The sequence below is a fragment of the Phycicoccus flavus genome, assembly GCF_004025965.2.
Taxonomy (GTDB): domain Bacteria; phylum Actinomycetota; class Actinomycetes; order Actinomycetales; family Dermatophilaceae; genus Phycicoccus; species Phycicoccus flavus.
In genome coordinates, this window is record NZ_SAYU02000052.1 from 1 (window position 1) to 21,936 (window position 21,936).

Genomic DNA, 21,936 nt, shown 5'->3' on the forward strand with positions numbered 1-21,936 from the left:
CTACGCCGTCTGGGTCGGCATCGGCGCGGCGCTCACGGTGGGCTACGCCATGGCCACCGGCGCCGAGACCGTCTCGGCGGTCCGGCTGCTGCTCGTCGCGGGGATCGTCGGCTGCGTCGTCGGGCTCGAGCTGCTCCACTGACGCGGGGAACTATGACCCGGCGGCCGCTCAGAAGGGGATGGGGACGTCGTCCCAGGCGTGGTCGCCCGGGCTCGGTGAGACCCGTGGCGGTGCTGCCGGTGGAGGAGCGGCTGCTGCCGTTGCTGCCGGGGCTGCAGTTCTCGGTGCCGGTGTCGGTGGCGATTCCGGGACGGTGCGGTGGGCAGGTTCGGTGGTGCGGGTCCGCCCGGTGGGGTCGGTCCAGGTGAGCGTGCTGTCGGGGTGGAGGGTGGGGCGCCAGTGGCCTTGCTGCTTGAGGCGGTGGTGGCGGCGGCAGAGCCCGGCGAGGTTGGCCGGGGTGGTGGGTCCGGTGGGCCAGGGCCGGACGTGGTCGAGGTCGCACTTCTCGGCGGGGCGACTACAGCCGTACATGCGGCAGGTGCCGTCCCGGGTGGTGACGAGCTGCCGCATCTTGGCCGGTGGGCGGTAGGCGTCGGTGGTGATCGAGGCGAGGGTGCCGGTGTCGGCGTCGAGGACCGCGCGGGCGACCTGGAGCGGGAGGGTGGACAGGATGCCGGCGACGGTGCTGGCGTCCACCCAGCCGAGGCCGGGCAGCTGCACCCCGGAGACGAGGCCGGTGGCGCCGGTGTCCGCACCGACACGGGACGGTGCCATCTCGACCGCAGTGGGAACCCCGGGACCGTCGGCGCTCTCGTAGTCCGCGAACTCGTACCAGCCCAGGTCTTCCTGGGCGTCAGCGGGCAGGTCGCCGATACGGACCTCCTCACCGGTGGTGGCGTCGATGATCGTCTCGTCCGGGTCCCGCGGCGAGAACGTCCGCACGGTCGGCGCAGCCACAGGGTCGGGGGCGCCGGTGACGACCGGCACCCCGAGGGTGACCTGCGCGTTGACGGTCACGTTGCGGAGCAGGAGGTCCCCGAAGGCGTCGGCCCGGGACTCGGGGACGGTGAGGGTGTCGTCGACGTCGCGGTACTCCGCGGCGAGGGACTCCACCGCGCTCCACGCCGCCTTGCTGGTCGCCGTGGGCAGGAGAACGAACCACTCGGTGAGGCCGTCCTCGCTCGGGCACACCTCCACCGTCCGCACCTTCGTCGTCTTCGCGGCGTGCTCGGCGACCTGGTCCGCCGCCACGCGGGCCGCGATCCGGCGGGTCTCGGAGGACACCCGGGTCGGGTCCATCGCAGCGAGCCGCGGCGCGAGCGAGGCGTCCACCCGCCGGCACGCGTCGAGGTCGAGGCCGGCGGTGGCGTCGAGGATCTTGTGCGCCGTCACCGCCGCCACCTCCCCCTCGAGGACGAGCTCGAGGACCTGCGGGAACCGGGCGGACAGCTTCGCCCCCAGCCGGACCTTCCGCCCGGCCACGCCCTCGGTCACCCCGGCCTCCATCGCCAGCATCGAGGGCGCCATGCCGTCGACGAACCCCACCGGGTGGGTCCGCTCGATGACCCGGTCGGAGACCATCCGGCTCTCGAACCGCGCCCCGTACGCAGCAGCCACGGCCTGCGCACCCTCCGCCGCGTTCACCAGGCCCTGAAGCTCACCGGCGACCTCGAACGCCTCCCGCGGATCCAGGCTCCGGCCGTGCTCGGCCAGGTCTCTCGCGAGCAGAACCGCATCGCCGCGTAGTGCGGCGATGCGGCTGCTGACGTCCCCCCGGTCCATGCCCCGATCTTACCCGAACACGCGTACGACGACAAGCAATTGCACCCGTGAATCACCCTGCAGCAGAACAATATTGGAGGGATTTTTGAGCAATCTCAAAGGGGCCGATGCGGCCCACGATTGCCGCGAGCCGGCGCCGCCCGGAAGGGGTCGGAGGCCGCGCCCGGAACGTGTCGAGACGGCCGGCAAAGGTGTCACCGCGGCGGGTGCCGGGACACCGACCCCCGATCGAAGCCGCCCGGAGCTCCGCTCGAAGCGATGGAGAGGTGGCAGCGGAAGGCGACCGCCCGCCGACCCCGTCCAAGGCCTCCTTTCACCCGACTCTCCGTCGACCAAAACCGGGCAGCGGCAGGCGACCGACAGCTGCCTCCATCCGAGGCCTCCGGTGAACCGACGCCCGTCGATCAGAACCGGGCAACGGAAGGCGACCGACTGCCGACCCCGTCCAAGGCCTCTGTGACCCGACCCCCGTCGACCAGAACCGGGCAACGAAAGGCGACCGACCGCCGACCCCGTCCAAGGCCGTCCCGAAGTCCGCCCGCAGCGACAGGCGAGTGGCAGCGGAAGGCGACCGCCCGCCGACTGCGTCCAAGGCCTCTTGTGACCCGACCCCCGTCGACCAGAACCGCACAACGGAAGGCGACAGACCGCCGACCCCGTCCGCGGCCGTCCCGAAGTCCGCCCGCGGCCGAACCGAGGACCGACCCGTCCGGGACCACCTCTGTGCCAGCCTCGACCCCGTGACCTCCCCGTCGGCGCGCGCCTCCACCGCCCGCCCCTTCTACGACGTCCACGCCGACGTCTACGACCTCCTCGTCACCGACCCCGTCGAGCCGTGGGTCGACGCGGTGGACGACGCCCTCCGCGCGGCCCGCCACGACCGGGCCGACGACCGCGCCGACGTCCTCGACGCCGGCTGCGGCACCGGCCGCCACGCCGCGGCCCTCCTGGCCCGGGGTCACCGCGTGACGCTGGTCGACGCCTCGCCCCGCCTGCTGGCGCTGGCCCGGCGCCGCTGCCCCAACGCCCCCGCGACGGTGGGCGACGTCTGCGCCCTGGGCCTGCACGAGTCCGCCGACGCCGTCGCCTGCCGCGGTGTGCTCAACGACCTCCTCACCGACGAGGAGCGCTCCGCCGCGCTGAGCTCCTTCGCCGCCGCCCTGCGACCGGGCGGTGTCCTCGTCCTCGACGTCCGAAAGGCGGCCGCCGCCCGGGCCCGGGCCGACGGCGTGCACCGCACCACCGAGGTGGACCTGCCCGACGGCGGACGGCTGCGCTTCACGAGCCGCCCGACCTGGCAGGACGGCCGGATCGTCGTCGACGAACGGCATGTCGTCACCGACGCCGAGGGCCGCGTCACGACCGAGCACCGGCACACGTTCACGATGCGGCCGTGGACCGGGGACGAGGTGACCGCCCACCTCACCGCGGCGGGGCTCACCGACGTCACGGTCCGCCCGGGGGTGGGGCGCCGGACCGCGGACCGGCTGCTCGTGACCGCCCGCACACCCTGACCGGACGCCACCACACGGCGCGGCACGGCCACGACAGCGCAGCCCGGCCCGGACCCCCGCCTCAGGTCATCCGGCGGACCGCGCCCAGCGGCAGGTGCCGCAGCGCCGTCCCGAGCGGCACCCACGGCCAGGCCGGGACGAACGCCTGCTCCTTCTCGTCCTCCATGGCCCGGACCATCGCCCGCACCCCGACCTCGGTGTCGACCATGAACGGCGCGCGCGACAGGTGCTCGTTCATCTCCGAGCGGATGTAGCCCGGGAAGACGGTCGTCACCCGGATGTCGAGGTCGGGCTCGCCGAGCATCTCGTGCCGGATCCCCTCGGCGAGCACGGCCACCCCGGCCTTGGTCGCCGCGTACGTCGTCATCGCCTTGCGCATCCCGCGGACCGCCGTCACCGACGAGACGACGACGAGGTGGCCGCGGCGCTGGTCGCGGAAGACCTCCATCGCGGCCTCCACCTGGGCCAGCGCGCCGACGAAGTTCACCATCGCCGTCTCGCGGTTGGCGTCGTACCGGCCGGTGCCGAGCGGGGCCCCCTTGCCGAGCCCGGCGTTGACGACGACGCGGTCGAGGCCGCCGAGGGTCGCGCGCAGGTCGCGGACCACGTCGAAGACCGCGGCGTCGTCGGTGACGTCCAGGGCGCGGACCTCGACGCGACGCCCGGTCCGCGCCACGATGTCGTCGCGCAGGGCCTCGAGCCGGTCCTGCCGGCGCGCGCAGAGGCCGAGGTCCCAGCCGCGGGCGGCCAGCTGGCGTGCGGTCTCGGCGCCGAGGCCGGACGAGGCGCCGGTGACGAGGCACACCCCCCGGCTCACGGCAGGAACTCCTGTGGGTCCTGCCCGGCCCGCCGGGCGAGGCGGGCCGCCTGGCCGCGCATCATCCGGTCGTAGAGCGGCCGGGCGAACCGCTTGCCGTAGTACGCCTGCTTCCCGAGCCGGTCGGTCAGGATCACCGGCTTCCGCTTGTCGATGCCCTCGAGCACGATCCGGGCGACGTCCTGCGCGGACGCGCTCGCCTCGGTGATGAGGCGCGCCCCGGCCTCCTGCATGGCGCTGTCCTTGCCGGCGAAGGACTCGTGGAGGTTTGTGCGGAAGAACGCCGGGCAGACGACGGAGACGTCGATGCCCCACGGCCCGAGCTCGAACCCCAGCGTCTCCGACAGCGCGACGACGCCGGCCTTCGTCGCGTTGTAGCTGCTCATCCCCGGGCCGTGCACGAGCCCGGCCAGCGACGCGACGTTGACGAGGTGGCCGCTGCGCTGCTCCTTGAACAGCGGCGTCACGGTGTGGCAGCCGCGCGCCGGGCCGAGGAGGTTGACGCCGACGACGCGCTCCCAGTCCGACATCGACTCGACGTCGATGCGGCCGCCGGTGGCGACGCCGGCGTTGTTGACGAGCAGGTCCAGGCCGCCCCACGCCTCGCGGACCCACCGCAGCGCGGCGTCCCAGTCCTGCTGGCTGCGTACGTCGAGCGGCAGGTACTCCGCCCCCGCCGGCACCGAGTCTGGACGCTCGGCGAGGTCGGCGGCCAGCACTCGCTCCCCGCGCTCGACGAGGAGGGTGACGAGCGCCAGGCCGAGGCCCGAGGCGCCGCCGGTGACGAGGGCGCGACGGGGTCCGTCGGTGTGTGGCCGCTGCATCCCCGCACCCTAGTCGCGGGCGAGCACGGCCGTCAGCCCGCGGCGGCGCGCACCCGGTCGCGGACGGCGAGGACGGCGTCGGCGCCGCGCTCACCCACCCGGGCGGGGTCGGCGAGCCAGCCGACGCAGGGCCGGTCGTCCTCGGCCAGCCCGACGAGGACGTCGGCGACCGCGGCGGCGACGAGCAGCCCGGTGTGCCGCACGGGCAGGTCGGGGCCCAGCGCCTCCTCGGCCCAGCCGTCGGCGGCGGCCAGCAGGTCGTCGTCGACGCACCGACGGCGCGCGTCGCCCAGCGTCCCGGCGACCGCCGGCAGCGCGCCCACCGCCCGCGGGTCGACGGAGCGGACCTCGACGACGAGCGCGTGCAGGTGGCTCTCGAGCAGCCGGGAGGGCATCCCGCGGTTCGCGAGCAGCCGGGCCAGCCAGCGCACCTGCCGCAGGGCGTGCTCCTCGTCGTGCTCGGCCATGGCGAGCAGCCAGCCGGAGTCGGTGCTCGCGAAGCGGGACCCCCGGTCGCCGTACCGGAGGCGGTAGTACGGCATCGCGCCGAAGGACCGCTGCGCCGCGCGCACCCCGGCGCGCACGAGCTCGGCGTCGGTGACGACCTCGTAGCCGCCGGCGTCCGGGTTGAGGGCCGAGGCGTCGAGGGAGTCCCCGGTCTCGCGGTTCTCGATGCCGGTGACGACCAGCGCCTCGACGTCGGCGACGACCTCCCGCACCCGCTCGTCGCCGTGCTCACCGGCGAGGGCGGAGCGCACCCCGTCGACCCCGCCGAGGTGGACGACGAGCCGTTCCACGCCGACGACGGCGGCGAGCACCCCCGGGTCCTCGATCGGGCCGGTGAGCGCCCGGTCGGCGTGCGCGTCGAGCAGCCGGCGGGCGTCGTGCAGGATCGTGCCGTCGGTCATGCGGCACGACCGGGACGTGCGGGTCGCAGCATCCTCCGACCCTACAAACCCCGTCGTCCCCGCTCAGGGCACCGGGTCCACGGTCACCGGCACCCCGCTGAGCACGGCGTTGCCGGACACGCCCTCGAGCACCGCGGGGTCGGTGAGGTCGTTGACCGACACCCCCGGCAGCGTCCGCGCGTGCCGCAGCCGGACGCCGTCGCGGGCCTGGCCGTAGCCGTGCGGGAGCGAGACGACGCCGCGCATGACGTCCTCGGTGGCGGTGACGTCGACCTCGACCTGCCCGGCCGCCGAGCGCACCCGCACCCGCTGGCCGTCGCGCAGGCCGCGGACGGCGAGGTCGTCGGGATGGGCCAGCAGCGCGTGACGGGGCCGGCCGCGGGTCAGCACCTCCGCGTTGTGCAGCCAGGAGTTGTTGTCCCGCTGGTGGCGGCGACCGACGAGCAGCAGGGCGTCGTCGTCTGTCGCGGCCGACGCGGCCCGGGCGGCGTCGAGGACCCGCGGCAGGTCGGCGAGGACGACGTCCGCGGCGAGGTCGATGCGCCGGTCCGGGGTGGCGAGCCGCTCCGGCAGCCGCGGACGCAGCGCGCCGATCTCCAGCCCGCCCGGCCCGGCCCGCCGCAGCCGCCGCACCGACAGCCCGCCGCCCCCGGTGCGCAGCAGCACGTCGAGCTGGCGGGTGGGCGACACCCGCAGGCGGGCGACGGCCTCGAGCGTCCGCCGCGACAGCCGCTCACGCAGCCCGGTGCCGCGCGCCGCGAGGTAGGCGGCGCCGAGGTCGCGGGCGATCTCCCAGTCGTGCCGGCCGCCGGGGTCCTTCGGCAGCAGCGCCGGGGTGAACCGGGCGGTGTCGCGCACCGCGAGCAGGTGGAAGACGAGGTCGTAGTGGTCGCGCTCCAGCGGACCGGTGGGCGGCAGGATCACGTCGGCGTGCCGGGTCGACTCGTTGACGTACATGTCGACCGCGACGTACGCGTCGAGCCCGGCGACCGCCTCGTCCAGCCGGTGCCCGGCGGGGGTGGACGAGACCGGGTTGCCGGCGATCGTGAGCAGCGCGCGCACCTGCCCCTCGCCCGGGGTCGTCATCTCCTCGGCCAGCGCGGCCACCGGCAGCTCGCCGCCGAAGCCGGGCAGGCCCCGCACCCGCGAACGGCGCCGGCCGAACCCGCCGGGCCCGAGGATCCCGCGGCCGACGAGGTCGACCGCCGGGGTGGTGAGCATCGTGCCGCCGGGACGGTCGAGGTTGCCGGTGAGGACGTTGAGGACCTGGGTCGCCCACTGGCAGACGACGCCGAAGGCCTGCGTCGAGGCGCCCATCCGGGCGTGGACGGCGGCGTGCGGCACCCCGACCAGCTGCCGGGCGAGCCGGCGGACGGCCTCGGCGGACATGGCGCTCGCGGCCTCGGCGACCTCCGGGGTGAAGGGCTCGACCGCCGCGCGCACGGCGTCGACGCCGTCGACGTACGGGGCGGGCCGGGCGCGGCCGGGGGCCAGCACCTCGCGGACCAGGGCCAGGAGCACGGCGGCGTCGCCGCCCGGCCGGACGAAGTGGTGCTCGTCGGCGACGGCGGCGGTCTCGGTGCGGCGCGGGTCGAGGACGACGAGCCGGCCGCCGCGGGCCGCGAGCTCGCGCCGGCGGCGCGGGAAGCCCGGCACCGTCCACAGCGACCCGTTGGAGGCCATCGGGTTGTGGCCGACGAGGACGAGCAGCTCGGTGCGGTCGATGTCCGGCACCGGCAGGAGGAACTGGTGGCCGTAGAGGGCGTGGGCGACGACGTGGTGGGGCAGCTGGTCGACGGACGTCGCCGAGAAGCGGTTGCGGGTCCGCAGCAGCCGCACGAGCGTCGGGTGGTGGGTGAGCGCCCCCAGGCTGTGCACGTTGGGGTTGCCGAGGTAGACCGCGAGCGCGTCGTCGCCGTACTCGGCCTGGACGCCGGCCAGCAGCTCGGCGGCGCGGCGGACCGCGTCGTCCCAGGAGGCCTCGTGCAGCTCGCCGTCCGCGCCGCGGACGAGGGGACGGCGCAGGCGGTCGGGGTCGTCCTGGATCTGTGGCAGGGCGAAGGCCTTGGGACAGACGTGCCCGCGCGAGAGCGGGTCGGCCTCGTGGCCGCGGATGCCGTCGACGGCGCCGTCGGGCGTCATCGTCACCTCGAGGCCGCACATGGCCTCGCACAGGGTGCAGGCGGTGTGCCGGACCTGCGGCCCGCCGCGGGGGCTCACCGCGACCTCGGCCCGAATGCGGGGGTCTCGCGGCGCAGGGCGGCCTCGCGGGCGGCCCGGGTGTTGCCGCGGCGCAGGAGCCGGGCCTGCTCGAGGCGCTCGCGGGCGAAGGTGCGGCGGGGCCCGGAGGTCCAGGTGCGCTCGAAGAGGCGCTTGGTGGCGGCGACGGAGTCCGGGGAGCGGGTCGCGACCTCCTCGAGGAAGCGGGTGGCGGCGACGAACGGCTCGTCGTGGACCTCGCTGGCGAGACCGAGCTCGACGGCGCGCTGCCCCGTCACGACCTCCCCGGTCATCGTCAGGCGCTTGGCGACGTCCATCCGCACCTGCTGGGCGAGCGCCTGCACCCCGCTCATGTCGGGGACCAGGCCCCACTTGGCCTCGAGCACCGACCAGCGGGCGTCGGCGGTCGTCATCCGCAGGTCGGCGGCCAGGGCGATCTGCAGCCCGCCGCCGTAGCAGTAGCCGTGGACCGCGGCGACGACCGGCACCGGCAGCCGGCGCCAGGCCCAGCAGGCCTCCTGGAAGAGGTTGGTGCCCCGCCACGGCCGCGGGACGAAGGCCCGGGCGACACGCGGGGGGTCGGCGAGGACGGTCGCGAAGTCGAGACCGGCGCAGAACGCCTCGCCCTCGCCGCCGAGGACGACACCGCGCAGCGTCCGGTCGCGCCGCAGGTCGCGGGCGACCCCGACGAGCCCGTCGAGGGTGTCCAGGGTCAGGGCGTTGAGCTTGTCGGGGCGGTCGAGGCGCACCTGGGCGATGCCCCCCTCGACGCGGCAGGTGACGGCGGGAGGCATGCCGTCAGCGTACGAGGCGCGGCCCGGACGCGGCGGTCAGCGGCGCGGGAGCAGGCCGTAGACGACCATGTCGCGACGGGAGCCGCCGACCCGCTGCCAGGACCGCAGGAGACCCTCGCGCTCGAAGCCGGCCGCCACGGCCGCTCGCGCCGACGCCTCGTTCCACGGCTCGACGAACAGCTGCAGCCGCTCGACCTCGGGCAGCCCGCTCGCCCACCCGACGAGGGTGCGCAGGGCGTCCGTCACGTACCCGCGCCCCCGCACGGGCGGGGCGACCCAGTAGCCGGTGGACGCCCGCCCGGTGTCGATCTCCCCGGTCCACAGACCGATCCCGCCGACGGCCTCGTCGCTGGCCCGGTCGGCGACGGCGAAGGAGTACCCCTGGCCCTGCGCGGTGCGCCCGTGCTGCCGGGCGAGGTACGCCGCGACGGCCTCCGGGGTCGGGGTCGGCCGGGACGGTGGTGACGAGCGGGATGTAGGGGTCGCGCGCGGCCGCGACGACGGCGGCCTCGTCCGGGGTCGCCCACGGTCGCAGCCGCACACGCTCGCCCGTGAGGAGGGGAACGTGGTCGGGCAGCACCCGCCCAGTCTCCCGCGCGACGTCCTGCCGCGGCGGGTCAGGCGACCGGGGCGGGCGCGGGCCGGTGGCGGCGGATCGTCGCGCCGGTGTCGCGCTGGTGCACCCGGACCGAGACCGCGAGGACCCCGAGACCGAGGACGGCGAGCCCGACCCCGACCCAGGACGGCGCCGTGTAGCCGAAACCGGCGGCGATGACGAGCCCGCCGAGCCACGCGCCGAGGGCGTTGGCCAGGTTGAGGGCCGCGTGGTTGCCGGCCGCGGCGAGGGTCTGGGCGTTCCCGGCCACCTGCATGAGCCGCAGCTGGAGGTTGACGACGAGCACGGCGGTGAGCACCGCCGCGACGGCGAGCGTCACGAGGGCGGCCACGGCGTACGGCGCGACGAGCGCGAACACCGCGAGGGACACCCCGAGCCCCACCATGCCGATGACCATGGAGAGCAGCACCGACCAGTCGCCCATCCGCCCGGCGACGACGTTGCCGACGAACCCGGCCACGCCGAAGACGAGGAGGAAGAGGGGCACCGCCGACTCCGACAGGCCGGTGACCCGGGTGACCGTGGGCGCGATGTAGGAGTACATGGCGAACATGCCGCCGAAGCCGATGGCGCCGACCCCGAGGGTCAGCATCACCTGGAGGTTGCGCAGCGCGCCGAGCTCGGCCCGGGCCGAGCGGGTCCGGTCGGCGGCCAGGTGCGGCACGGAGAGCGCGACGAGGGCGACGGTCACGAGCCCGAGGACGGTGACGAGCCAGTAGGCGGAGCGCCAGCCGGCGTGCTGGCCGAGCCAGGTCGCCCCCGGCACGCCGACGATGTTGGCGATGGGGATGCCGAGCATCACCGTCCCGACGGCCCGCCCGGCCCGGCCCCGCGGGGCGAGGTCGACGGCGACGAGCGCGGCGAGCCCGAAGTACGCCCCGTGCGGCAGGCCGGAGAGGAACCGCGCCCCGACGAGCGTCCCGTACGACGGGGCGAGCGCGCTGAGGGCGTTGCCGGCGGCGAAGGCGACCATGAGCCCGAGCAGCAGGCCCTTGCGCGGCCAGGTCGCCCCGAGCACGGCGATGAGCGGCGCCCCGACGACGACGCCCGCCGCGTACGCCGAGATCGTGTGGCCGGCGCCGGGGATGCTCGTCCCCACGCCGTCGGCGATCTGCGGCAGCAGCCCCATCGTCACGAACTCCGTCGTGCCGATGGCGACGCCGCCGATGATGAGGGCGAGGGTCGCGAGCGAGGCGTGTCGGGGTGCGGGCACGGGAGGTGCAAGGACCCCACCCCCGCGCGTCATTCCCGGATCCCGGCCTTCTCCGCCGCGGTCCCTACGATCGGGGCATGCGCGCAGCCCAGGTGACCCGGCTCGACGGCCCGACGAGCGTGGAGGTGCTCGACGTCCCCGACGCCGCCGAGGGCGCCGACCCGGCGACGACCGTCGTCGTCGACGTCGCGGCCGCCGGCATCTGCTACCCCGACGTGCTCCTCACCCGCGGCGAGTACCAGATGAAGCCGGACCCGCCCTTCGTGCCCGGGGCCGAGGTCGCCGGCCGGGTGCGGTCGGCACCGGGCGGCTCCGGGTTCGCGCCCGGTGACCGGGTGGCGGCCTTCCCGGTGCTCGGCGGCTTCGCCGAGGCCGTGGCGGTCGACCCGGCGCTGGTCTTCCCGCTGCCCGACGACGTCACGTGGTCGGCCGGTGCCGCCCTGCCGATGAACTACCTCACCTGCCACTTCGCGCTCCGCGAGCGCGGGCGGCTGCGCGAGGGCGAGACGGTGCTCGTCCACGGCGCGGCCGGCGGGGTCGGCACGGCGGCCGTCCAGCTGGCCAAGGCCTGGGGAGCCCGGGTGCTCGCGGTGACCTCAACCGACGCCAAGGCCGACGTCGCCCGGGCCGCCGGCGCCGACGACGTCGTCCCGTCCGACGGGTTCAGGGACGCGGTCGCCGACCTCACCTCCGGGCGCGGGGTCGACGTCGTCCTCGACCCAGTGGGCGGCGACCGCTTCACCGACTCGCTGCGCTCGCTGGCGCCCGGTGGGCGACTGCTCGTCGTCGGCTTCACCGCCGGGTCGATCCCCGAGGTCAGGGTCAACCGGCTGCTCCTCACGAACGTGTCGGTCGTCGGCGTCGGGTGGGGCGCCTGGTGGAACCACCCCGGTGGTCCCGGCCGCCGCTTCCTGCGCGAGCAGTGGGACGACCTGCTGCCGCTGCTCGCCTCCGGCGCGGTCGACCCGGTGGTGGGGGAGGTGCGCTCGCTCGACGAGGCGGCCGACGCCCTCGCCGCGGTCGACGAGCGCCGCGCCACCGGCAAGGTCCTGCTCACCCCCTGAGGCCGGTTCCCGCTGGTCGGCACCCCCTGTGGACCGGCCGCCGATCCACAGTGTCTGCACAGGTATCTCCTCGCTCGGGGACATCCGACCTCTGCGCAGGGTGGACGAGGACGCGCGGCACCGGGCCGCGCCCGACGTTCAGGAGAACTGGATGTTCGACAACTTCCTCGGCCTGCCCCTGCACCCCCTCGTCATCCACGCGGTCGTCGTCCTGACGCCCCTGTTCGCGCTCATGCTGCTGCTGTTCTCAGTCAGTGAGCGGTTCCGGGTGTGGAGCGGATGGCTGACCCCCGCCGTCGGCGCCCTCGCCACCGTCTTCGCCTTCGTCGCGAGCTCGTCCGGGGAGTCGCTGGAGAAGCGGGTCAAGGAGTCGGCGGCGCTGCGCGAGCACACCGAGCTCGGCGGCATCCTGCCCTGGGTCGTCCTCGGCGTCACCGTCCTCGCGGCCGCCCTCTGGTGGTTCTGGCGGTCCTCGCGCACCGGCACCGAGGGCGGGCGCTCGTCGGGGACCTCGACGCTCGTGCGCGTCCTCGGCGTCGTCGGGGTCGTCGCGGCGCTCGGTCTCACGGTCGACGTCGCCCTCGTCGGGCACTACGGCGCCGAGGCCGTGTGGCAGGGCACCCCCGCGCAGTCGCGGGGCGGCGGCGAGGGCTGAGGCCCGCCGCCGGGACATAGCCCTGCCACCGGCCCCATAGGCTGGCGGCATGGACTTCCGCAACGTCTACGCGCAGGGCTTCGCCCGCGTGGCGGCGTGCACGCTGCCCGTCGCCCTCGCCGACCCGGCCGAGAACGTCCGGCGCGTCGTCGAGCAGGTGCGTGCCTGCCACGACGACGGCGTGGCCGTGGCCCTCTTCCCGGAGCTGTCGCTGTCCGGCTACGCCATCGACGACCTGCTGCTGCAGGACGTGCTGCTCGACGCCGTCGACGCGGCGGTCGTCGCGCTCGCCGAGGCGACGGCGGGCCTCACGCCGCTCGTCGTCGTCGGGGCGCCGCTGCGGCACGGCCACCGCCTGTACAACTGCGCCGTCGTCGTCCACCGCGGCGAGGTGCTCGGGGTCGCGCCGAAGTCCTACCTGCCGACCTACCGTGAGTTCTACGAGAAGCGCTGGTTCGCCTCCGGCACCGGCCAGGAGGGGCAGTACCTCGTCCGGGCGCACTGGCCGGGCTCGGACGCCGACGGCGAGATCCCCTTCGGCCCCGACCTGCTCTTCGCCGCCGACGACGTCACCGGGCTCGTCGTCCACGCCGAGGTGTGCGAGGACGTGTGGGTCCCGGTGCCGCCGAGCCACGAGGCCGCCCTCGCCGGCGCCACGGTCCTGCTCAACCTGTCCGCGTCGCCGATCACCGTCGGGCGGGCCGAGGACCGCCACCTGCTGGCCCGCTCGGCCAGTGCCCGCTGCGACGCCGCGTACCTCTACGCCGCCGCGAGTGCCGGGGACTCCAGCACCGACCTGTCCTGGGACGGGATGACCATGGCCTACGAGGTCGGCGACCTTCTCGGCGAGACCGAGCGCTTCCCCGACGGCGCGCGGCGCACCGTCGTCGACGTCGACCTGGACCGCCTGCGGCAGGAGCGGATGCGGCAGGGCTCGTTCGACGACAACGCCCGCACCTACTCCGCCGACGACGCCGGGTTCCGGGTCGTCCCCTTCCGGGTGCGTCCCCCCGGCGGCGACCTCGGCCTGCGCCGCCGGGTCGACCGCTTCCCCTTCGTCCCCGACGACGAGAGCCGCCTGGCCCTGGACTGCTACGAGGCCTACAACATCCAGGTCAGCGCCCTCGAGCAGCGCCTGCGGGCCATCGGCGGCGGCGATCCGGCCCGTATGCCGCGCATCGTCATCGGCGTCTCCGGCGGACTGGACTCCACCCACGCGCTGCTCGTCGCCGTCCGCGCCTGCGACCGCCTCGGCCTGCCCCGCACCCACGTCCTCGGCCTCACCATGCCCGGGTTCGCGACGAGCGAGGGCACGAGGTCCAACGCCACCCGCCTCATGGAGAGCCTCGGCATCGAGGGGGAGGAGGTCGACATCCGGCCGCTGGCCACGCAGATGCTCAGGGACCTCGGCCACCCCGCCGGGGACGGCGAGGAGGTCTACGACGTGACCTTCGAGAACGTCCAGGCCGGGCTGCGCACCGACCTGCTCTTCCGCACCGCCAACCACCGCGGCGGCATCGTCCTCGGGACCGGCGACCTCAGCGAGCTCGCGCTCGGCTGGTGCACCTACGGCGTCGGCGACCAGATGTCGCACTACGGCGTCAACGCCGGCGTGCCGAAGACGCTCATCCAGCACCTCATCCGCTGGGTCGTCTCCTCCGGCGAGCTCGGCGACGACGAGGCCGACCGGACGCTGCTCGCCATCCTCGACACCGAGATCAGCCCCGAGCTCGTGCCCGCGTCCGCGGACGGCGTCATCCAGTCCACGCAGGACACCATCGGCCCCTACGCCCTGCACGACTTCACCCTCTTCCACGTCCTGCGCCGCGGCTACCGGCCGAGCAAGATCGCCTTCCTCGCCGAGCACGCCTGGAGCGACGCGGACGCCGGCGACTGGCCGTCCGGCTACCCCGAGCGGGACCGGGTCGCCCACGACCGAGCCGCGATCGTCCGCTGGATGGGTGTCTTCCTGCGCCGGTTCTTCGGCAACCAGTTCAAGCGCTCGGCGATCCCCAACGGCCCGAAGGTCGTCGCCGGCGGGGCGCTCAGCCCGCGTGGCGACTGGCGGATGCCGTCGGACGCCTCGGCCGCCGCCTGGCTGGCCGAGCTCGACACCGTCCCCGACGCATGACCCCGAAGCCCCCCGCGTCGAAGCGTCCCGCGTCGAAGCGTCCCGCGTCGAAGCGTCCCGCGTCGAAGCGTCCCGCCCCGGACCCGAGCCCGCGCATCGCCCCCGGCGTCGCGACGGCGCTGGTCTTCGGGTCCTCGGCCGCCGTCCTCGTCGTCGAGATCGTCGCGCTGCGGCTGCTCGCCCCCTACCTCGGGCTCACCCTGGAGACGAGCACCCTCGTCATCGGCTTGGCCCTGGCCGCCATCGCCGGTGGCGCGTGGCTCGGCGGGCGCTGGGCGGACGAGCACGACGGGCGGCGGCTGCTGGCCCCCCTCCTCCTCGTGTCCGGTGCGGTCGTCGCGGCGACGCCGTTCCTCCTGCGCGGCGCCGGCGCGGGCGTCGGCGGCGCCTTCCTCCTGCCGGTGACGGCGACCGCCATCGGGGTGCCGGGGGTGCTGCTGTCCGCGGTCACGCCCATCGTCACCAAGCTGCGGCTGTCGACCCTGGACGAGACCGGAGCGGTCGTCGGGCGGCTGTCCGGGCTCGGCACGGCGGGGGCGATCCTCGGCACGGTGCTCACCGGGTTCGTCCTCATCTCTCGAGTGCCGGTGACCTGGATCATGGTCGGGCTGGGCGTCCTGCTCGTGCTCGGCGGCGTCGCGGTCCACGTCGGCTCGCGGCGGGCCGTCGGCGCCGCGGCGGCCGCGGTCGTCGTCGTCGGCGGGGGCGCGGCGGCCCTCTCCCCCAGCGGCTGCGACGTCGAGACGGTCTACCACTGCGCCGTCGTCGTCCCGGACCCCGACGACCCCGACGTGCGCGTCCTCGTCCTGGACAACCTGCGGCACAGCTCGGTCGACCTCGCCGACCCCACGGCCCTGGAGTTCGCCTACGTCAAGGCCCTGGCGGCGGCCACCGAGGCGGAGTTCCCCGCCGGCCGGCCGCTGCGCGCCCACCACCTCGGGGGCGGCGGGCTCACCCTGCCGCGCTACCTCGCCGCCGAGCGCCCCGGCACGGTGAGCACCGTCTCCGAGATCGACCCCGGTGTCGTCGCCGTCGACGAGCAGCGGCTCGGCCTCGTCACCGGTCCCGATCTGCGGGTGCGGGTCGAGGACGCCCGGGTCGGGCTGCGCTCGGTGCCGGACGGCGAGCTCGACCTCGTCGTGGGCGACGCGTTCGGCGGGGTCAGCGTGCCGTGGCACCTCACGACCCGCGAGGCCCTGGAGGGCGTGCACCGGGTGCTGCGGCCGGACGGGGTGTACGCCGCGAACCTCATCGACCACGACCCGCTCGGCTTCGCCCGGGCCGAGGTCGAGACGCTGCGCACCGTCTTCGCCCACGTCGCGCTGGCCGCGACCCCGGACACCGTCGCCGGTCCGGGCGAGGGCGGGGGCGGCAACCTCGTCGTCCTCGCCTCCGACGCCCCGCTGGAGGTCGCCGCCTGGCGGGACCGGCTGGCCGCGCGCGACGTCGGCTGGGACGTCGTCGACGGCGCCGCCCTCACGGCGTGGGTGGGCGACTCGCCGGTCCTCACCGACGACTACGCGCCCGTGGACCAGCTGCTCACCCCCTACGCCCGCGCCACCCCGGCCCGGCGCTAGCCGACGGCGTCCAGCCGCTCGGCGGACGTCTCGGGACGGCCGGGGGGACGGTGTCGAGCGATCAGCCGCCGTCGGAGCCGGCGGCCAGGGCCGCGAGGGCGTCGCCGTCCAGGCGGTAGACCGTCCACCCGTCCTGCGCCACCGCGCCGATCGACTCGTAGAAGCCGATGCTCGGCGTGTTCCAGTCCAGCACCCACCACTCGAGGCGGCGGTGGCCGCGTTCCCGGCACTCGGCCGCGAGGGCGACGAGCAGGTCCTTGCCGAACCCGGCACCCCGGTGCTCGGGGTCGACCCACAGGTCCTCGAGCCAGATCCCGTTGCGGCCGGTCCACGTCGAGTAGGTGAGGTACCAGACCGCCATCCCGACGACCTCGTCCTCCGTGTCGTCGCTCCGGACCTCCACGACGTGCGCGAACGTCGTCGGGGTCCCGGTGTCGGGGAAGAGGGCGGCCCTGACGTGCCGCTCGGTGGACTCGACCGCGTCCGGCTCCCGCTCGTACTCGGCGAGGTCGTGGACCATCCGCTGGATCGCGGGGACGTCGTCGGGGGTGGCCGGGCGGACGACCGCGGACCGGCCGCGCCACTGCGTGTCGGATGCCATGGGCCGCACGGTACGCGGACGCGCCATGATGGCGGCATGACGACGCCCCGACCGGTGCACACCTGGCTCACCGACATGGACGGCGTGCTCGTCCACGAGGAGGAGCCGATCCCCGGGGCGGCCGAGTTCGTCGAGGCGCTCAAGGCGTCGGGACGTCCGTTCCTCGTCCTCACGAACAACTCCATCTACACCCCGCGCGACCTGCGGGCGCGGCTGCTGCGCAGCGGGATCGACGTGCCCGAGGAGGCGATCTGGACCTCCGCGCTGGCCACCGCGGACTTCCTGGCCGACCAGCGGCCGAACGGCTCCGCGTTCGCCGTCGGCGAGTCCGGGCTCACCACGGCGCTGCACGACGTCGGGTACGTCCTCACCGACCGCGACCCCGACTACGTCGTCCTCGGCGAGACCCGGACGTACTCCTTCGAGGCGATCACCAAGGCCATCCGGCACATCGAGAACGGCGCCCGGTTCATCGCGACGAACCCGGACGCCAGCGGCCCGTCGACGCAGGGCACGCTGCCGGCCACCGGGTCGGTCGCCGCCCTCATCAGCACGGCGACGCGGCGCAGGCCCTACTTCGTCGGCAAGCCCAACCCGTTGATGATGCGCAGCGCGCTCAACCGCCTGGAGGCGCACTCCGAGAGCACCGTGATGATCGGCGACCGGATGGACACCGACGTCGTCAGCGGCCTCGAGGCCGGCCTGCGGACGGTGCTCGTGCTCACCGGGTCGACCGCCCGCGACGACGTCGAGCACTTCCCCTACCGCCCGACGCGCGTCGTCGACTCCATCGCCGACGTCGTCCCCCTCGTCGCGGAGCTCTCCGGCGACGCCGACGGCGGGGCGGCGGACGGGTGAGCGCGCCGCTGTTCCACGTCGCCGACGCGGCCGAGTGGCGGGCGGCCCTCGGCACCGGACGCTACGAGCGCTCGACCCGGGGCGCGTCCCTGGCGGAGGTCGGCTTCGTCCACCTCGCGACCGCGGACCAGTGGCGCGGGGTGCTGGGGCGCTTCTACGCCGACCACGACGGCGACCTGCTGCTGCTCGAGGTCGACCCGGACCGGCTCGAGGCACCGCTGCGCTGGGAGCCGGTCGGCCCGTCCGGCGAAGAGTTCCCGCATCTGTACGGCCCGCTGCCGGTCGCGGCCGTCGTCGCTGCGAGCCCCCTGGGGAACGGCTGAGTCGTTCCTACCAATCGGCCACCCGCGGAACAGCGTTGGTGGAGGCGACCGTTCACGGGGGTATGCGAGCAACCCGCGCCTTCATCGCCGAGATCGCCGGCTCGATCGCGGTCATCGCCGTGTCCCTGGGCCTGAACGACCAGAACGTCGCGTTCGTCGGGCTGGGCGCCGTTATCCTCGGGGTGACCGGCCTGGTCCTCTTCTCCGTCTTCGGCGGCTGACCGGCGAGCGTCCGGGAGCTGCTGGCTCAGCGGTCGATGAGGTGCGGCCGGCCCTCGACCGTGACCGCGACCCGGCTGCCGACCGCCGGCGTCGCGGGTCCGACCGTGCGGGCCCGCAGCACCGGCCCGTCGGCGGTCTCCAGCCGCAGCTCGACGAGCGCGTCGTGCCCGAAGAACTCCGTCCGCACGACCCGCGCCGGGCACCCGCCGCTGCCGTCGGCCCCGAGGTGCAGCTGCTCGGGCCGGATGAGCAGCTCGACCTCGCGGGTCCCCGTCGTCCCGGGCACCGGCAGCGCGCCGAGGGCGCAGGTGACGATCCCGTCGCCGGTCCGGCCGGCGAGGAAGCAGGCCTCCCCCAGCGAGACCGCCGAGCGCCGGTCGGAGGGGGCGCGGTAGACCTCCGCCGGCGGACCCGCCTGGGTGATCCGGCCCTCGTGCATGATCGCGACCTGGTCGGCGAACGAGAGCGCCTCGGCCTGGTCGTGCGTCACGAGGACGACCGTCGCCCGCTCCGCCGCGAGCGCCGACGCCACCGCGTCCCGCGTCGCGACCCGCAGTTCGGGGTCGAGCGCGGAGAACGGCTCGTCGAGCAGGACCACCCGGGGCCGGCGGGCCAGCGCCCGCGCCAGCGCCACCCGCTGCTGCTGTCCGCCGGAGAGCTGGTCCGGGCGCCGCGACCCGTGGTCGCCGGGGAGCCCGACGAGCTCGAGCAGCTCGCCCACCCGGGCGGCGTCCTTGCGCTCCCGCCGCGGCAGGCCGTAGGTGATGTTCGCGGCGACGGTGAGGTGGGGGAAGAGGTTGCCCTCCTGCGCGACGTAGCCCAGCCCGCGCCGCTCCGGCGGCACCCAGGTGCCCGGCCCGGCGACGACGTCCCCGCCGAGACGCACCTCGCCGGCATCGGGCCGCATGAAACCGCCGACGACCCGCAGCAGCGTCGTCTTGCCGCAGCCGGACGGGCCGAGGACGGCCGTCGTGGTCCCGGACGGGACCGCGAGGTCGACGTCGTGCAGCACCGGCGTGCGCGGGTGGGACGCCGAGATGCCGGAGAGCCGGAGGTCGCTCACGTCGCGGGCTCCTCTCGGCCGCTGCGCAGCAGCAGCCAGGTCAGGGGTGCCGACAGCACCACGAGGGCGGCCGCGTACGGGGCGGCGGCCGCGTAGTCGAGGGAGGAGCTCGCGGACCAGAACGCGGTGGCGAGGGTCTGGGTGCCGGTGGGGGCGAGCAGCAGGGTGGCGGTCAGCTCGGTCGAGACCGCGATGAAGACCAGGGCGAACCCGGCCATCGTGCCGCGCAGCATGAGCGGCAGCTGCACCCGGGCGAAGGCTCGCAGCGGCCCGTCCCCGAGGGCCCGCGCCGCGTCCCCGAGCTCCGGCGGGACCGCGGCGATCGCGGCCCGGGTGGTGACCATGGCTCGCGGGACGAAGAGGACGGCGTAGGCGAGGACGAGGACCGGGGCCGTCTGGTAGAGCGGCCGCGCGTAGCCGATGGCCAGGGCGATGAGCGCCAGCGCGACGACGACGCCCGGCAGCGAGGACGCGAGGTAGGTGACCCGCTCGACGAGGACGGCGAACCGGGACCGGCGACGGGCCAGCAGCCAGGCGGCGGGGAAGGTCGCGACCGTCGTCACCAGCGCCGCCACGAGGGCGAGCCCCAGCGTCGAGCGCACCGCCGGACCGAGCACGACCGGCTCGTACGCCTCGCCGGTGCGGGTGAGCCAGGTCCCGATGCTCCAGGCCGGGACGCCGACGGCCAGCACCGCCAGCCCTCCGGTCGCCAGCAGCGCCGGCACGGTGAGCGCCCCGAGCCGGGCCCGGGTGGGCCGGCGGGCCGACCCCGCGCCGACCCGGGCGTGCCGCGTGCGTCCCCGGGCCAGCATCTCCAGGGTCAGGACGGTGACGGCCAGACCCATGAGGACCAGGGCGAGGACGCTGCCGGACCGGGAGTCGAACGCGACCTCGTACTGGTCGAGGATCGCGGTGGTGAAGGTGGGGAAGCGCAGCATCTCCAGCGCCCCGAACTCGGCGAGCAGGTGCAGCGCGACGAGCAGCAGCCCGCCGAGCAGCGCCGGCCGCAGCTGCGCCAGCCCGACCCGCAGGAAGGTCCGCACCGGACCCAGGCCGAGGGAGCGCGCGGCCTCCTCCAGACCCGGGTCGGTCGAGCGCAGCAGCGCGGCGACGGGCAGGAAGACGAAGGGGAAGTAGGACAGCGTCGTCACGAGCACGGCTCCGCCGAGGCCGGAGAAGCCGGGGACCAGGGCCGCCCAGGCGAAGCTGTTGACGAAGGCCGGGACGGCCAGTGGCGCGACGAACGCGACCCGCCACAGGCCCGCACCCGGCAGGGCGGTCCGCTCGACCAGCCAGGCGGCCCCCACCCCGAGCACCGCGGACAGCGTCCCGGTGAGCACGACCAGCGACACCGTGTTGCGCAGCAGCTCGGCGACGCGAGGACGCCAGACCAGCGCGAACGCCTCGGCGGGTCCGGACTGCAGCGCCGTCACCGCGACGACGAGCAGCGGCAGCACGCACAGGGCCGCGACGAGCGCCGCCGCGCCGCGCAGGGCCCACGACGGGCGTCCCGCAGCCCCGCCGGGGACACCGGCCGGCGGCTCCGGGGACGCGGGCGACGGCGCCGGACCCGTGGGGTACGGCGCCGTCGGCGCGGGAGCGGGAGCCACCTAGAGCAGGCCCGCCTGCGTCATGAGGTCGATGACCTTCTGCTGCTCGAGGGTGAAGGGGTCGATGTCCGGCGGCTGCAACGAGGCGATGGTCGGCAGCGCGGGGTCGGAGGCGTCGCCGGTACCGACCGCGTACTCCTTGACGTCCTCGGTGCGCAGGATCTCCTGGCCGGCCGGGCTCGTCACGAAGGCGAGGAACCGCTGCGCCTGGTCCTGCTTGGCGCTGCTCCTCAGCACGCCCCCGCCGGAGACGCTGACGAACGCACCGGGGTCCTCGTTCCTGAAGTAGTGCAGCGCGGTGTTGCCGCTGCTGGCCTTCTGCAGCGCCTGGTCGCGGTACCAGTAGTAGTGGTAGATGATCCCCATCGCCGACTGGCCCTCGTTGACGGCCTTCATCGTCGCGATGTTGTTCTGGTAGACCTTCGCGTCGCTCTTGAGGGCCTTCAGCCACGCCTCGGTCTGCTCGGCGCCCTCGACCTGGAGGATGGCCGAGACGATGGCCTGGAAGTCGGCGCCCCCGGCGGCGGCGCTCCACTGCCCGGCGTACCGCGGGTCCGCGAGGTCCATGATCGAGGCCGGCAGCTCGTCCTCGGAGATCATGCTCGGGTTGTAGACGAGCACCGTGGAGCGGGCGGCGATGCCCGTCCACTCCTTCGTGGAGGGGACGAACCGCGGCTCGACCCGCTCCAGCGTGGCGGGCGCGACCTCGGCGAGCATCCCGGCGTTCTGCACCGTGGTCATCGCCGGGGAGTTCTCGGTGAGGAAGACGTCCGCGGGCGAGGCCTGGCCCTCCTGGACGATCTGCGCGCCCATCGAGGAGTCGTTGCCGTAGCGGACCTGTACCTCGATGCCGGTCTCGTCCTGGAAGGCCCGCCCCCAGGCCTCGGTGAGGTTCTTGTGCTGCGCGCTGTAGATCGTCAGCTTGCCGTCGTCGAGGTCGCCCGTCGCCTCCAGGCTGTCCGACCCGCAGCCGCTCAGGCCCAGGGCCGCGCCGGCCACGGTGGCGAGGAGGAGGGTACGGCGGGGGATCACGGGGCTCACTGCTCCTTCGGGTCTCCGACGACGGCCGACCAAGGGAAGGCTGTCCTAACTTCCGAGCCAGCGTAGGACACACCGCGACTGGGGCGGAAATCGGGTCGTGCG

General features: G+C 75.1%; 20 protein-coding genes and 1 pseudogene. 9 read left to right on the forward strand and 12 right to left on the reverse strand.

Features of this window, described 5'->3' with window-relative positions:
- Positions 1-142: pseudogene (locus tag EPD83_RS20745) on the forward strand (QacE family quaternary ammonium compound efflux SMR transporter); the annotation flags it as partial.
- Positions 143-169: 27 nt separating this feature from the next.
- On the opposite strand, the gene EPD83_RS14400 reads toward EPD83_RS20745, so the two are convergent.
- Complete coding sequence (locus tag EPD83_RS14400; protein WP_128365327.1) at positions 170-1,783, reverse strand: HNH endonuclease signature motif containing protein; 1,614 nt, start codon at positions 1,781-1,783, stop codon at positions 170-172.
- Positions 1,784-2,523: 740 nt separating this feature from the next.
- Here EPD83_RS14400 and EPD83_RS14405 point away from each other — a divergent pair.
- On the forward strand, positions 2,524-3,297 hold the full coding sequence (locus EPD83_RS14405; protein WP_164896085.1) for a class I SAM-dependent DNA methyltransferase: 774 nt from the start codon (positions 2,524-2,526) through the stop codon (positions 3,295-3,297).
- Positions 3,298-3,358: 61 nt separating this feature from the next.
- On the opposite strand, the gene EPD83_RS14410 is transcribed toward EPD83_RS14405, so the two are convergent.
- The 7 genes from EPD83_RS14410 to EPD83_RS14440 form a co-directional block, all read right to left on the reverse strand.
- The gene (locus tag EPD83_RS14410; protein ID WP_165566754.1) at positions 3,359-4,114 is read right to left on the reverse strand and encodes an SDR family oxidoreductase; all 756 of its coding nucleotides are present in this window, start codon (positions 4,112-4,114) and stop codon (positions 3,359-3,361) included.
- A complete protein-coding gene (locus EPD83_RS14415) occupies positions 4,111-4,938 on the reverse strand; it encodes an SDR family NAD(P)-dependent oxidoreductase (RefSeq protein ID WP_165566755.1) in 828 nt (275 codons plus the stop codon). The genes EPD83_RS14410 and EPD83_RS14415 overlap by 4 nt, the downstream gene beginning before the upstream one ends.
- Positions 4,939-4,970: 32 nt before the next feature.
- On the reverse strand, positions 4,971-5,846 hold the full coding sequence (locus tag EPD83_RS14420) for a hypothetical protein (protein ID WP_165566756.1): 876 nt from the start codon (positions 5,844-5,846) through the stop codon (positions 4,971-4,973).
- Between the two features lie 63 nt (positions 5,847-5,909).
- Positions 5,910-8,066 (reverse strand): molybdopterin-dependent oxidoreductase, encoded by a 2,157-nt coding sequence (locus tag EPD83_RS14425; protein WP_235950619.1) that lies wholly within the window; start codon positions 8,064-8,066, stop codon positions 5,910-5,912.
- A complete protein-coding gene (locus EPD83_RS14430; protein WP_128365322.1) occupies positions 8,063-8,860 on the reverse strand; it encodes a crotonase/enoyl-CoA hydratase family protein in 798 nt (265 codons plus the stop codon). Before EPD83_RS14430 ends, EPD83_RS14425 begins: the two co-directional genes overlap by 4 nt.
- Positions 8,861-8,896: 36 nt before the next feature.
- Positions 8,897-9,403: a GNAT family N-acetyltransferase gene (locus tag EPD83_RS14435; RefSeq protein WP_205859543.1), complete on the reverse strand. Its 507-nt coding sequence runs from the start codon at positions 9,401-9,403 to the stop codon at positions 8,897-8,899.
- A 74-nt stretch (positions 9,404-9,477) separates the two neighbouring features.
- Positions 9,478-10,689 carry an MFS transporter gene (locus EPD83_RS14440; protein WP_235950621.1) on the reverse strand — a complete coding sequence of 404 codons (1,212 nt, stop codon included), beginning with the start codon at positions 10,687-10,689 and terminating at the stop codon, positions 9,478-9,480.
- A gap of 77 nt (positions 10,690-10,766) precedes the next feature.
- Between EPD83_RS14440 and EPD83_RS14445 the strand changes: the two genes are divergently transcribed.
- The 4 genes from EPD83_RS14445 to EPD83_RS14460 all read left to right on the forward strand — a co-directional run bounded on the left by EPD83_RS14445 (position 10,767) and on the right by EPD83_RS14460 (position 16,116).
- Positions 10,767-11,753 carry an NADPH:quinone oxidoreductase family protein gene (locus EPD83_RS14445; RefSeq protein ID WP_128365320.1) on the forward strand — a complete coding sequence of 329 codons (987 nt, stop codon included), beginning with the start codon at positions 10,767-10,769 and terminating at the stop codon, positions 11,751-11,753.
- Positions 11,754-11,904: 151 nt separating this feature from the next.
- Positions 11,905-12,408, forward strand: coding sequence for a DUF2231 domain-containing protein (locus tag EPD83_RS14450; RefSeq protein WP_128365319.1), 504 nt, complete (start codon positions 11,905-11,907; stop codon positions 12,406-12,408).
- A gap of 49 nt (positions 12,409-12,457) precedes the next feature.
- Positions 12,458-14,539, forward strand: a complete 2,082-nt coding sequence (locus EPD83_RS14455) for an NAD(+) synthase (protein ID WP_165566757.1) — start codon at positions 12,458-12,460, stop codon at positions 14,537-14,539.
- Positions 14,536-16,116: a fused MFS/spermidine synthase gene (locus EPD83_RS14460; protein WP_205859544.1), complete on the forward strand. Its 1,581-nt coding sequence runs from the start codon at positions 14,536-14,538 to the stop codon at positions 16,114-16,116. Before EPD83_RS14455 ends, EPD83_RS14460 begins: the two co-directional genes overlap by 4 nt.
- 61 nt (positions 16,117-16,177) lie before the next feature.
- On the opposite strand, the gene EPD83_RS14465 is transcribed toward EPD83_RS14460, so the two are convergent.
- Positions 16,178-16,717, reverse strand: a complete 540-nt coding sequence (locus EPD83_RS14465) for a GNAT family N-acetyltransferase (protein WP_128367962.1) — start codon at positions 16,715-16,717, stop codon at positions 16,178-16,180.
- Between the two features lie 36 nt (positions 16,718-16,753).
- On the opposite strand from EPD83_RS14465, the gene EPD83_RS14470 reads away from it, so the two are divergent.
- The 3 genes from EPD83_RS14470 to EPD83_RS14480 all read left to right on the forward strand — a co-directional run bounded on the left by EPD83_RS14470 (position 16,754) and on the right by EPD83_RS14480 (position 18,119).
- A complete protein-coding gene (locus EPD83_RS14470; protein WP_128367961.1) occupies positions 16,754-17,575 on the forward strand; it encodes an HAD-IIA family hydrolase in 822 nt (273 codons plus the stop codon).
- On the forward strand, positions 17,572-17,898 hold the full coding sequence (locus EPD83_RS14475; RefSeq protein WP_165566758.1) for a DUF952 domain-containing protein: 327 nt from the start codon (positions 17,572-17,574) through the stop codon (positions 17,896-17,898). The genes EPD83_RS14470 and EPD83_RS14475 overlap by 4 nt, the downstream gene beginning before the upstream one ends.
- A gap of 62 nt (positions 17,899-17,960) precedes the next feature.
- Entirely contained in the window at positions 17,961-18,119 is a 159-nt protein-coding gene (locus tag EPD83_RS14480) for a hypothetical protein (protein ID WP_164896705.1), read from the forward strand.
- Positions 18,120-18,145: 26 nt separating this feature from the next.
- On the opposite strand, the gene EPD83_RS14485 is transcribed toward EPD83_RS14480, so the two are convergent.
- Genes EPD83_RS14485 through EPD83_RS14495 form a run of 3 tightly spaced genes read right to left on the reverse strand, consistent with a single transcriptional unit; the run spans position 18,146 to position 21,825 of the window.
- Complete coding sequence (locus EPD83_RS14485; RefSeq protein ID WP_128368136.1) at positions 18,146-19,183, reverse strand: ABC transporter ATP-binding protein; 1,038 nt, start codon at positions 19,181-19,183, stop codon at positions 18,146-18,148.
- Positions 19,180-20,793 (reverse strand): ABC transporter permease, encoded by a 1,614-nt coding sequence (locus EPD83_RS14490; protein ID WP_165566759.1) that lies wholly within the window; start codon positions 20,791-20,793, stop codon positions 19,180-19,182. Before EPD83_RS14490 ends, EPD83_RS14485 begins: the two co-directional genes overlap by 4 nt.
- The gene (locus EPD83_RS14495) at positions 20,794-21,825 is read right to left on the reverse strand and encodes an iron ABC transporter substrate-binding protein (RefSeq protein WP_128368311.1); all 1,032 of its coding nucleotides are present in this window, start codon (positions 21,823-21,825) and stop codon (positions 20,794-20,796) included.
- Between the last annotated feature and the right edge of the window lie 111 nt (positions 21,826-21,936).

What these genes read in the sequence shown, in the direction of transcription:
- EPD83_RS14400 (WP_128365327.1), bottom strand. Translation starts at nt 1,783, where the DNA reads ATGGACCGGGGGGACGTCAGCAGCCGCATCGCCGCACTACGCGGCGAT.
- EPD83_RS14415 (WP_165566755.1), bottom strand. Translation starts at nt 4,938, where the DNA reads ATGCAGCGGCCACACACCGACGGACCCCGTCGCGCCCTCGTCACCGGC.
- EPD83_RS14420 (WP_165566756.1), bottom strand. Translation starts at nt 5,846, where the DNA reads ATGACCGACGGCACGATCCTGCACGACGCCCGCCGGCTGCTCGACGCG.
- EPD83_RS14430 (WP_128365322.1), bottom strand. Translation starts at nt 8,860, where the DNA reads ATGCCTCCCGCCGTCACCTGCCGCGTCGAGGGGGGCATCGCCCAGGTG.
- EPD83_RS14445 (WP_128365320.1), top strand. Translation starts at nt 10,767, where the DNA reads ATGCGCGCAGCCCAGGTGACCCGGCTCGACGGCCCGACGAGCGTGGAG.
- EPD83_RS14450 (WP_128365319.1), top strand. Translation starts at nt 11,905, where the DNA reads ATGTTCGACAACTTCCTCGGCCTGCCCCTGCACCCCCTCGTCATCCAC.
- EPD83_RS14455 (WP_165566757.1), top strand. Translation starts at nt 12,458, where the DNA reads ATGGACTTCCGCAACGTCTACGCGCAGGGCTTCGCCCGCGTGGCGGCG.
- EPD83_RS14460 (WP_205859544.1), top strand. Translation starts at nt 14,536, where the DNA reads ATGACCCCGAAGCCCCCCGCGTCGAAGCGTCCCGCGTCGAAGCGTCCC.
- EPD83_RS14465 (WP_128367962.1), bottom strand. Translation starts at nt 16,717, where the DNA reads ATGGCATCCGACACGCAGTGGCGCGGCCGGTCCGCGGTCGTCCGCCCG.
- EPD83_RS14470 (WP_128367961.1), top strand. Translation starts at nt 16,754, where the DNA reads ATGACGACGCCCCGACCGGTGCACACCTGGCTCACCGACATGGACGGC.
- EPD83_RS14480 (WP_164896705.1), top strand. Translation starts at nt 17,961, where the DNA reads ATGCGAGCAACCCGCGCCTTCATCGCCGAGATCGCCGGCTCGATCGCG.